The organism is Leptolyngbya sp. AS-A5, from assembly GCF_039962495.1.
Classification (GTDB): Bacteria; Cyanobacteriota; Cyanobacteriia; order Leptolyngbyales; family Leptolyngbyaceae; genus Leptolyngbya.
Map to the genome: position 1 here is coordinate 12,551 of NZ_JAMPLL010000020.1, position 11,269 is coordinate 23,819.

Annotated in this window: 11 protein-coding genes; 3 read left to right on the top strand and 8 right to left on the bottom strand. The window is 47.5% G+C overall.

Annotation, left to right across the window (positions count from 1 at the left end):
• Nucleotides 1–10: 10 nt before the first annotated feature.
• Complete coding sequence (gene ispE / locus NC980_RS18950) at nt 11–952, bottom strand: 4-(cytidine 5'-diphospho)-2-C-methyl-D-erythritol kinase (RefSeq protein WP_190377332.1); 942 nt, start codon at nt 950–952, stop codon at nt 11–13.
• A 143-nt stretch (nt 953–1,095) separates the two neighbouring features.
• Here ispE and NC980_RS18955 point away from each other — a divergent pair, with 143 nt between their 5' ends.
• Nucleotides 1,096–1,707: a hypothetical protein gene (locus NC980_RS18955; protein WP_190377333.1), complete on the top strand. Its 612-nt coding sequence runs from the start codon at nt 1,096–1,098 to the stop codon at nt 1,705–1,707.
• Here NC980_RS18955 and rsmA read toward each other — a convergent pair.
• Together rsmA and purM are read right to left on the bottom strand one after the other, a co-directional pair.
• Nucleotides 1,673–2,509, bottom strand: a complete 837-nt coding sequence (gene rsmA / locus NC980_RS18960; protein WP_190377334.1) for a 16S rRNA (adenine(1518)-N(6)/adenine(1519)-N(6))-dimethyltransferase RsmA — start codon at nt 2,507–2,509, stop codon at nt 1,673–1,675. The two genes, NC980_RS18955 and rsmA, sit on opposite strands and share 35 nt — an antisense overlap.
• Nucleotides 2,510–3,538, bottom strand: a complete 1,029-nt coding sequence (purM, locus tag NC980_RS18965) for a phosphoribosylformylglycinamidine cyclo-ligase (protein ID WP_190377387.1) — start codon at nt 3,536–3,538, stop codon at nt 2,510–2,512.
• A gap of 342 nt (nt 3,539–3,880) precedes the next feature.
• Between purM and NC980_RS18970 the strand changes: the two genes are divergently transcribed.
• Complete coding sequence (locus tag NC980_RS18970) at nt 3,881–4,945, top strand: septal ring lytic transglycosylase RlpA family protein (RefSeq protein ID WP_190377335.1); 1,065 nt, start codon at nt 3,881–3,883, stop codon at nt 4,943–4,945.
• A gap of 56 nt (nt 4,946–5,001) precedes the next feature.
• Here the strand turns inward: NC980_RS18970 and NC980_RS18975 are convergent, their stop codons facing one another.
• From NC980_RS18975 to NC980_RS18985, 3 genes are all read right to left on the bottom strand, one after another.
• Entirely contained in the window at nt 5,002–6,159 is a 1,158-nt protein-coding gene (locus NC980_RS18975; RefSeq protein WP_277881410.1) for a class I SAM-dependent methyltransferase, read from the bottom strand.
• 325 nt (nt 6,160–6,484) lie between these two features.
• The gene (locus tag NC980_RS18980) at nt 6,485–6,697 is read right to left on the bottom strand and encodes a hypothetical protein (RefSeq protein WP_190377336.1); all 213 of its coding nucleotides are present in this window, start codon (nt 6,695–6,697) and stop codon (nt 6,485–6,487) included.
• Between the two features lie 695 nt (nt 6,698–7,392).
• Complete coding sequence (locus NC980_RS18985) at nt 7,393–8,577, bottom strand: NAD(P)H-quinone oxidoreductase subunit H (RefSeq protein ID WP_190377389.1); 1,185 nt, start codon at nt 8,575–8,577, stop codon at nt 7,393–7,395.
• A 320-nt stretch (nt 8,578–8,897) separates the two neighbouring features.
• Between NC980_RS18985 and rsmH the strand changes: the two genes are divergently transcribed.
• On the top strand, nt 8,898–9,752 hold the full coding sequence (rsmH, locus tag NC980_RS18990; RefSeq protein WP_190377337.1) for a 16S rRNA (cytosine(1402)-N(4))-methyltransferase RsmH: 855 nt from the start codon (nt 8,898–8,900) through the stop codon (nt 9,750–9,752).
• Here rsmH and NC980_RS18995 read toward each other — a convergent pair.
• Nucleotides 9,749–10,327, bottom strand: a complete 579-nt coding sequence (locus tag NC980_RS18995; RefSeq protein WP_190377338.1) for a Uma2 family endonuclease — start codon at nt 10,325–10,327, stop codon at nt 9,749–9,751. The genes rsmH and NC980_RS18995 overlap by 4 nt on opposite strands.
• A gap of 68 nt (nt 10,328–10,395) precedes the next feature.
• Nucleotides 10,396–11,229, bottom strand: coding sequence for a hypothetical protein (locus tag NC980_RS19000; RefSeq protein WP_190377339.1), 834 nt, complete (start codon nt 11,227–11,229; stop codon nt 10,396–10,398).
• Nucleotides 11,230–11,269 lie beyond the last annotated feature (40 nt).

Below are 11,269 nucleotides of genomic sequence, written 5' to 3' on the forward strand. Positions count from 1 at the left end.
ATTTTTCCTTTTAATGGGTTGCTAAATGAACGCCGCGCTGACTTAATTTTGTTACCCAAAGTTCTAACTCTGGATCGGGATTATTTGATCGCATTGCATTTTTAATCTCTTCGGCTTGCGATCGTGATTCTGATAATGTAAAGACCGTCGATCCTGAACCCGACATCATTGTGCCAATTGGATTGAGTTGGGCAAGCTGATCGCGCAATTGCTGCACTTTTTCAAATTCGGGAAGCACAACTTTTTCCAGATCATTGTGCAACTGCTGACCGATCTGGGCGTAATCATGATGAGCGATCGCGCTCAAAATCGCTTTCGATCGGGCTTTTTTCGCCTCAATTTCTTGTGACGTTTTGGCATAAGTTTCACCAAAGTTTCGTCGATAGGCTTGATATGCCCAAGGCGTTGAAACAGGCAAATCCCGATATTTTGCTAACACAACATACAGGTGATCTAAACTCGTCAAAGCCGCAAGATTCTCGCCGCGTCCGGTTGCCAGCGCCGTGCCACCCGAAATGCAAAAGGGAACGTCTGAACCAAGCTTCGCACCCAAATCCTGTAGCTCGGACTGCGTTAAGCCTAAATTCCACATTAAATCGATTCCAACCAGAACCGCAGCAGCGTTACTCGAACCGCCTGCTAGACCCGCACCCATTGGAATGCGCTTGTGCAAATCGATTTCGATACCGCCAAACCTCGCATACACTTCTGGAAATTCGCGCATCATCAGCTCTGCGGCACGATATGCCAAATTAGTCTGATCCACCGGAACCGCAGGATGATCACACTGAACCCGGATGTCGTCCACACTGCGCGATCGTACCGTCACCCGATCGGCGAGTTCAATACTTTGCAGAACCATGATGAGTTCATGAAATCCATCCGGGCGATCGCCAACAATTTGCAAATAGAGGTTAATTTTAGCGGGAGCAATTAGAGAATAGGAGCGCATAAATCAGCTTTTTCTGACCTATTCCATTATTAGGATTGCTGAGACAATTTTGCTAGTAAACTTTTACGACGTTTTTTACTGATCGTCTCCCAGTTCAGCGAAGAAAAATTGCAGCAACCGCTTGATTCACACCGACAAGAGCAATGAAGACAGCACTGAAAAAATTTTTAGGGTTAATCGGATTATTGATCGCTGGGCTAATGGTTGCGGTATCAACCGGATATGCACAAGACCTGCCGCCCGTGGGATTGTTGTTTGGTGTTCGCAGCATCGGTGACTCTCGCCAAACTCCCGTTCCACTGGTAGGGATTCGATTTACAGGGGAGTGTCCTGGAGAACTAGCGGCAGCTACACGAGCGCGGTTCTTCTCAAAGTCAACTCGCCCTGCACCAGAGCTACGAGCGCTCGTGAAAAACGTAACATTCGGGTTTGCAGGCGAACAAAAGCCATTTACCGATCGTGAATATTTTAGCGGCGATGTTTCCGAAGGATTTGAGATGCGATTCGGAGATCGTCATGAAGGAAAATTTCTCGCAGTTCAACCCGGTGAAAATCAGTTTGAATATGAAATTAGGCGGGGACAGCAATCGATCGAAACGGGCAAGTTTTCCGCCACGTTTGAAGAGCAAACCTTGGAACAAGCAAGAGAATCAAAATTAGTCCAAAGAGAATCAAAACGATGCCGAAGATACAAAGATAGGCGCTGTATCGAAGAAGAAGTTAGGGTATATTATGAGCGAGTTTGTCCAGGCTAAACGCGTTACTCAAATCGATCCATTGCCTTATGCTTAAATCTTCAGCCCTCGCTTGTGGATTGATTTCCAAGGATTGAAGAAGAGCATTTAGCGGCTCAAGTTCAACCACGCTTTTCAAATTATTTCGCAGCATCTTACGCCGACTTGAAAAGCCAAGTTTGATCAAGGTTTCTAATTTTTTTGGATCTGTGGCAGGATGCTCGATCGCTCTTGGGCGCAACCGGATTACTGCGGAGTCTACTTTTGGCGGCGGCGAAAATGCTTTTGCTGAAACATCACAAATAAATTCGGCATCCGCTAAATACTGAACCCGAATCGATAATGCCCCGTAATGCGATGAATTTGAGTTTGCACAAATTCGCAGCGCTACTTCTTTTTGCAGCAACAGAACGATCGATTCAAACGGGTTTGGATTTGGAGCTGCGATCGTGCCCAGTAGCTTCTCCAAAATTGGCCCTGTAATGTTGTAGGGAATATTGGCTACAACTTTTCGAGGATTTTGAAACGGTGGAAATGGCTCTAGCAATGGGTCAATCTCTAACGTGAGAAAATCGCCTTGAAGCAATAGGAAATTCTCAAACTTGCCGAATTTTTGCACTAGAATTGGGCACAAATCTCGATCAATTTCCACTGCCACAACTGCCTGAGCTTGAGCAATCAATTGCCGCGTTAAAATCCCGGTTCCTGCTCCAATTTCCAGAACACGATCGTTTTCTGTCAATTCCGCAGAACTGACAATCTTGTTCAAAGCTTTTTCGCTTTTTAACCAGTGCTGACCAAATTGTTTTCTTGCTTTTGGCACTTATTCAGGCAATCCTAATAACTCACCCGATCCCGGAATTACGGTTCCAATTGCAGCAGCGTTTAATCCTTGCGAGTTGAAAAACTCCACGGTTCGATCGACACTTTCGCCCGGAACAATGACCACGAATCCAACTCCCATATTAAAGGTATTAAACATCGCATTGGGTGCGACTTTCCCTTCAGTTGCTAACCAATGAAAAATGGGTGGAATTGGCCATCGATTTGGGTCAATTTCAATCGCTTGATTTTCAGCCAAACAGCGAGGTAAATTTTCAGGCAAACCGCCCCCGGTAATATGGGCCATGCCGTGGATTTCAAGTCCCACCTTCAACGCAGCAAGAATCGGTTTCACGTAAATTTGAGTCGGCGTAAGCAAAACTTCTCCGAGCGTTGCACCACTCAATCCAGAAGGACGATCGCTCCAATCAAATCCACGATCAATCACAATCTTCCGCACCAAGCTAAACCCGTTACTATGTACCCCCGAACTCGGAAGCGCGATCGCCACATCTCCAACCTTGACCTGCGACCCATCCAAAATCCGGCTTTTCTCAACGATTCCCACACAAAATCCAGCTAGATCATACTCATTCGGCTGATAAAACCCTGGCATCTCCGCCGTTTCACCGCCAAGCAGCGCACATCCCGCCGCCTCACATCCTTCTGCAATTCCTTCTACTACAGAAGCAAGTTGCTCTGGCAGCAGTTTCCCTGTGGCGACGTAATCCAGGAAAAACAACGGCTCTGCGCCACAGGTTAAGACATCATTCACACACATCGCCACCAAGTCGATGCCAACCGTGTGATGAACGTCAAGTTGATGTGCCAATTTCAGCTTCGTCCCAACGCCATCCGTTCCCGACACTAGGACAGGCTCTTGATATCCAGATGGCAATTGAAATAAGCCACTGAAGCCCCCCAAGCCGCCTAAAACCTCGGAACGGTAGGTGCGCCGAACAGAATCGCGAATCCGATCGACAAACGCCCGTCCCGCTTCAACATCAACCCCTGCTTCCCGATAATCCATGAGCGCGACTTCAATCTGCAAAACATCAGCATACCTCACAAGCTGTATGAAGAAGATGTTAAGTTCTTGTGAAGCCGGAGAAAAACGCTGAAGCAGTTTTTCTTATAGAAGCTAGTAACAGCAATCATTTCAGCTTACATCCGAATTTGAAGAAAATATGAAGTTTTATTTCGTACAGGCGTCACCCTGATCCAATTAGGAAAAACTTCATGCTAGTCTGTTGCAGTTCTGAACTCAGGAGTGAACACGGAGCGAGTACGAGTTAGCACAGCTTAAGTTGTGTCAGATGGTAAACTGCCACATCTCGGACTCAAGGTTGGAAGTGAATCTCACAAAGGATGTATGAACCAGAAACTGATTAGCGGTTTGACTGCCGCTCTACTGTGTACCAGTACCGTCGGTGCGACTGCTGCCCTAGCAGAGTCCACCCCGGCAGCCAGCCAAGGATCTACGGAGTCTGAAACTCCTCGACCGTCTTCCCTGCAAGCCACAAGGCGAAGCGTGGTGAAAGTCGGCGAACAGCAAACCTCACAAACCCGCCAAACTGAGGAGTCCATCGCAAAAATTCATTCGCACGAAATTTCTGGGCGCAAAGCCGCCACTCTTTATGTCCGCAATATTCCCGTTGTTACGTTCCTTGGCGAAGCTCATAACTCGTCCACCGCAGTGAAAGTCGGTGAAGTGCAAGCCAGCCCCCAAGCCGCGAAGCTCAAGTACGGTGCTACTACCCCGGTTGAATCCAGCACCCAGCCGCGCCAGAATTCCTCAAATTCATCTGCTGACCCGATCGCTAGAGCCACCGCGATCGCAGCCCGCTTAAACCAACTCCAACGTAGTGGAGTCGATGCCAATCAAATCACGGTGAGATGGCATCAAAGTAAATCCGGCGATCAGTTCTTAATCGAGGCAAACAAACAGACGATCGTCGCCGTCGATCCACAGACCGTTCTTCCCAATAGCACCCGCGACCCAGGGCAAGACGCACTGCAAGTTGCAAATCGTCTCCGTCGCCTATTCGGTAATGCTGCCCCCCTGCGCGAAATTTCCAATCGTCCAAATCGCGCCCCCCAAATTGCGATCGGCCCGGTTCGTCTACGGATGACGGGCATGGCATCTTGGTATGGCCCAGGATTCCACGGCAACATGAGCGCCAGCGGTGAGCGATTTAACCAGAATGCACTCACTGCAGCCCATCGGACGCTTCCGTTTGGCACAGTCGTGCAAGTGACCAACCTCGATAACGGGCGTACCGTTTCTGTCCGCATCAACGATCGCGGACCGTTCTCCGGCGATCGGGTCATCGATTTATCTGCGGGTGCGGCTCGTGTTCTCGGCTTGATTCAAAGCGGCGTTGCTCCCGTCCGCCTTGAAGTCCGGGATTCGAGACGGGTTGCATCGGGTAACTAGACTGAGAAAAGGTGCAGCGAACTGTTAATTAAATCGTTCACTCCTTTTTAATTGGTTCAAATTCGCTGCATCAATCCTTTCAGTTGAATCTCTTGACTCAAGTTTTTACTTTGAATCAGAACACCAAAGCCACCTAGTCCCATTGGGTTCATTAACTGATGTAGTGCGTCGCGGCGTTGCAGTCGGTTTTGTAAATCCTGGGTGCTGGTGGCTTCCGTCTGAGTGAGCTGGGCGAGTCGATCGCCCAATCCCAACGCCATTAAAAATAATCCCTGCTGCGTAAAGCCAACGGTTTGCAGTCCTGATCGCTCTCCCTGGAGTTGCAGCGCTGTGAAATCAACATGAGTGGTGATATCTTGCTCACCGATATAGAGGTATGGATCATTGTGATGACTGTGCTGGTAGTAGCACTGTAATGTTCCTTGCGATCGCATCGGATTGTAGTATCGCGTTGCCAAATAGCCGTAATCGATCGTTAAAACAAATCCTTGCTGCAATTTTTGGGCGATCGTACTCATCCAATCTAATGCGGCTAAATTCACTTCAGTCCGGTAGCCGTCTGCGTAGCTAGAAATCTTGACTCCAACGAGGTCAAAGTAATTCACTAATTTCTCAGTTGAAGGATCACCAACCACTTCAGCAAATCGATTGTCTTGCAGACAAACATAGATTTCTTTGAGCGCTTGATTCTGCAACGTGACCAGATGCACCGGAAACGCATCGACTAATTCATTTGAGAATACACACCCTACGATTGAATCATTCGGAAGTGCCTCGATCGTTGTCCACTCGATTCGCGTTCCCGCTTCCGTCCAGCGCCGCAATCGGTGCTGCTGCTCGACAATATGTGCGGCTGCCTTTTCAACAATGAGATAAGTCAGCGAATTAAAACATTCAGGATAAAAGCGATCGAGATACCGCAGAATATCGACTGCAAGCAATCCCTGTCCCGCACCCATCTCAACTAAGGTAAACGGATTCGGCTGTCCGAGCACTTGCCACATTTCCGCTAGTTGCTCGGCAACCAATTCACCAAAATCAAACGATAAATGGGGCGAGGTGAAAAAATCACCCTGCGCCCCAATTTTTTCGCGAGGTCTAGCATAATAGCCCAGTTGCGGACAATACAATGCTAAATCCATGAATTCTGCGAATGTGATTCGCCCTAATTCGCGAATCTGCTGCGATATGAAGTTGTAAAGCGGACGTTTCAAGTCCGCAGATTGATTTTCTTGAGCAACCACGGGGTTAACCTGAACATTAGAAATGATCGCTTCTAATCTATTGCATTTTCCAGCCAATCAGAGTAGATTATCTGTACTAAACTGAGCGTTAGCTGGAGAGAATAAACCACGCACAAAAAGCAGGCAATAAGTCATTCCATTGAAGTGAGTTTTGCAAGCCGGTGATGCACTCCGACTTAGAAGAAGCTCACCTTCTAGCGATTAGTCTAATGTTCAGGCAAAAGGCAGTGCGCACACTGTAATAGGTCGATCGCACACCACATTCCGCCTAGAACCTTCAGCTCCACAAGTTTGCTTAAACAAGTGCGGCTTCACCCGTAGCGGCTGGTGTGGCAGAGGGGGGTGCATCGAAGGCAACAACAAACTGGGCAGTTGGGCGGGTTTGCGTTAATACCTTCAGGTAAGAATCTGCATCGTTGCGACGACGAAACCGAATGACAACTTGACGCTGCAAGTCGGGAGTGATTTGATAGACAACCCAGGGAGTTAACTGCTCTTGGTACTTCATAGTTCACTGTGAGGATAGTGGAATGACAGAAAGCGGGCAAGCGGAACTGTAAATCAGTAACGCTACATACAGCGGTTGCGCTTCAGTTCACATACTATTGATAGCGTCTAAATCAAAGAAAGTCAATCTTTTTTGCACGAATGAATGTCCGTGCATTCGCTCAGTGTTTGTGCTGAAATCTCGACGCTAACGGCGCAAGCAGTCGAAGATTGGCTTAAGCTCAATTCCTTCAGTCGGAAAATCCTACTTTAGTGGGATACCCAGCCCGCATCACAGAAGCTTAGATTGTTAAATTAGACACCATCAATAATTTGCAACTGTTTCAACCAAATCTCAACACTTAAAAAGCCACTAATTCAGACCGTCCAAAAAATTCGCAGTTGACAACTCTCATCGCCTGAGAAAGCTGAGTGGCACATCAGCAGGAATATCGTGAGCAGACGATACAAAAGTAGCGCCAGTATAAAATTCAATTCTTCGCTTGAGGTCAGAACCGAATTCAGGTTCACTCCCCACGATAGAGGAGCAGAATAAAAAGAGGTTATTGAATGCTTAAGATTGACTACGATCCATCCTAGCCTAAAACGGTGCGATCGCGTGTCATTGTATTGTGATATATCGAACCGTTTACACCGCGCAACAAAATGGGCAGGTCTGTTACACCTGCCCAAAAATGATGGATGGCGGGATTCAGTTTAGCGATCAACCGATCCCATGATGATGTCAATGCTACCGAGAATGGTCACGATATCCGCGACTTTCATGCCCTTGACAAGATAGGGAAGGATCTGGACGTTGTTAAAGTCTGCTGCCCGAACCTTAAAGCGCCAGGGGAAGACGTGATCCTCACCCATAATGTAAACACCCAATTCGCCTTTACCGCTTTCTAGACGAACATAGTGTTCACCTTTCGGAATTTTGAAGGTCGGCGCAATCTTCTTACCGATAAACTGATAATCAAACCCGTTCCACTCAGATTTTGGTCCTTCCATCATCCGTTTTGCTTCAAGATTCTCGAACGGGCCCCCGGGAAGTCCCTTGATTGCCTGCCTGATGATCTTGATCGATTCACGCATTTCGCGAATTCGCACGATGTAGCGAGCGTAGCAGTCGCCAGCCGTTTCCCATTGCACATCCCAATCAAAATCGTCATAACATTCGTAGTGATCAACTTTTCTCAAGTCCCACTTCACGCCAGAAGCACGCAGCATCGGGCCAGATAAGCTCCAGTTGATTGCATCTTCGCGAGTGATGACACCTACCCCATCAACACGACGGCGGAAAATCGGATTCTCTGTGATTAACCGTTCATATTCATCGACTTTCGGCAGGAAGTAGTCACAGAAATCTAAGCATTTATCAATCCAGCCGTAGGGTAGATCAGCCGCAACGCCACCAATTCGGAAGTAGTTGTGGTTGATCATGCGGTAGCCTGCGACGGCTTCCCACAGGTCATAGATCAGTTCGCGTTCGCGGAAGATGTAGAAGAAAGGAGTTTGTGCGCCGACATCCGCCATGAACGGGCCAAGCCACAGGAGGTGATTGGCGATACGGTTGAGTTCCAGCATGATCACGCGGATGTAGCTGGCACGTTTGGGAACGGCGATTCCGGCAAGTTTTTCCGGGGCATTCACCGTGATTGCTTCATTGAACATCCCAGCTGCATAGTCCCAGCGGCTCACGTAGGGGACGAACATAATGTTGGTGCGATTTTCGGCGATTTTCTCCATGCCTCGGTGGAGATACCCAATTACAGGTTCACAATCGACCACGTTCTCGCCGTCGAGCGTGACGATTAGCCGCATTACCCCGTGCATCGAGGGATGGTGCGGCCCCATGTTGAGTACCATGGGTTCTGTCTTGGTTTCGATCATTGCCATCGGTGTTCTGCCTCTCGATTCACGATTTGCGGGCAAGCTTTGTGGAATAAGGCTTTATGGGCGCTTGTTGCACTTCTTTAATTATAGAGAATCGTGTCTATCTGCGTAGGTTTGAATCAATTCGCTCAGGATTCAATTTACGCTTAGAGACGAATAGAATGGAATCAATAGCGTTGTGAGAGAAGAGTTAGATCGATCGCACCCCGTTTGAGTCGAATGGATGTCCCCTAAATCCCCCACGAGTGAGGGACTTTGAAGACGAAAAAATTTTAGAGCTGGGGACAAAACTAAAGAAGGTCATTTTTAAGCTGTTTAATGCAATGAATTCTGAGTTTATTCATATTCCTGTGCTAAGTCGCGAAGTGATTGCAGGATTGGCGATTCGCGATCGCGGAGAATATTTAGATGCAACCGTGGGCGGTGGGGGTCATAGTGCGCTGATTCTGAGTGCGGCTGCGGATGTGAAGCTAACAGCGATCGATCAAGATGCGTTTGCGCTCGATGCGGCACGGGAGAAATTAGGCGATCGCGTCACCTTTCACCATACAAATTTTGCTGACTTTGATCCGGGTGAAACAAAGTTCGATGGAATACTAGCAGATTTAGGTGTCAGTTCGGCTCAGTTTGATATTGCCGATCGTGGGTTTAGTTTTCGGCATGAAGCGGTGCTAGATATGCGAATGAATCAGCAGCAAGAATTAACCGCAGCCGAGATGATTAATCATTGGGAAGAGTCAAAATTAGCTGATATTTTCTACACCTATGGAGAAGAGCGGCTTTCGAGACGAATTGCCCGACGAATTGTGGAAAAGCGACCGTTTAAGACCACAACAGAATTAGCAGATGCGATCGCGGGATCAGTGCCAAAGCAATATCGTTATGGTCGGATTCATCCTGCAACTCGTGTGTTTCAAGGCTTGCGAATTGCGGTGAATCGAGAGCTTGAGGTGTTAGAAACGTTGATGCAAAAAGCCCCGACTTGGTTAAAACCAGGGGGACGACTTGCAATTATTAGTTTTCACAGCTTGGAAGATCGGATTGTGAAACATCGAATGAAAGAATCGGAGCTGTTGACGGTGATTACAAAGAAGCCGATCGTGGCTCAAGAAGATGAGATTCAAGAAAATGTAAGAGCGCGATCGGCAAAATTGCGAATTGCAGAGCGAAAAGCTTAACTTTCCGATTGCAGCAATTGGACGGCTCCTGCAAAATTAGTTTCAGCTATTAAAATGCAGCGTTTTAGAAGCTCAATGTCTAGGTTTTCTAGCCCTGGTAATTCGCTTCGAGCGATTTGGTCATATTCGCGATCACGTAAATGATATAGCTTTAAACTTCCATCCTCCCAGAACCAAACCTCAGAAACACCGAGCGATCGATAACGGGCAAGTTTATTGACGCTTCCACTGGTGAAGACAATTTCAATTGATAAATCTGGAATCGGTTTAGCAGTACCCAGGCAGTAAGATTTATCCGCTTGTGCAGCCACTTCTCCAGGTTTTTCCTGAGTGACGGAGCCTGAAGGAACAAAGATAAGGCCGCGTTTCAGCAAAAAAGTAGTCACGAGATAGCCAATGATTTCGGAAAACTGTTCGTGCTGCAAACCGGGCATAAAGAGTTCAATTTCCCCATCGTAAAAAGCAACCCGCACGCCAGGAGAGTTCTGAGAAAATTTTTGAAGTAGTTTGAAGTCTTCCCAAGTGCCGTATAAAACGATTCGCTGGTCGATCGGCTTGTTAAGAAGTTGAATCATAGATCCTGCAAAGTCTTCAACTGATTCAAGTTTAATCGGGCGATCGACAAGTTAAACGAAAACAATTGCTATTCGATCGTTTCTTGCTCTACAACTGCTTTTAATTTGCTGTGAAATTCTGATTCAGAGGGCATAAATTGATGAATCGGTGGATGAACTTCTTCAGCAAGTTCTAAAGGTGCATCACTTGCAAAGGGTTCAACGTTTTCTGATGCAGTTACAGCTTTATTTTCTTCGGGATGCAACTTCGTTGTCATCGCTTCTGTAGAGGCATTCAAACTAGAAGTTGCTTGCTCGATTAATGCTTCTACACCTGCCTGGAGTCGTGCAACCCGATCGAGCAAAATCTCTGGAGGTTCTAAATGCTTCACGTTTAGCGGTGTGATCACAGGCTTCGATTCAAGGGCTTGAGGAGGATCGTCTTCTTGTTGAATTTGCTCAGCTAGCTCAGCCCAGGGGGGCGATTCCGAAACGATAGGAGTGGCTGCCTTTGGCACAGGGGAACCTGAGCGATTCGGTACAGGCAGGGGCGGCGGAAGAATCGTATCGCGTACAGGTTTCGATCGTGGCTCCTGGGACAAATTGCGGGGGAAGTTGTTGCAAACCAACCGCTCAAACTCGTAGTTGAAGTGATAGCACGGTTGTTGCCGACGTTGCCAAAGCTGCAAAATCTGCTCGACTGAAACGGCTTTATATCGCCCTTGATACAGAGCTTCGATCACTGCCCAGCGTACCCAATTTGCAGAATAGCTAGACTGCCAACTATCGGCTAGCTGCTGTGCATTATTTTCACCCAGATCAAAACTGTAGTGAGTCAGTAAATCCGCAACATGAATTGTCGTCTCATACCACAGAGACGCGTTGGAATCTCCAGAAGAGCCTTTCGCCGGATCAGATATCATACCCCGCTATTTTAGGGCAAAATTCAAATTCATTTCTTCA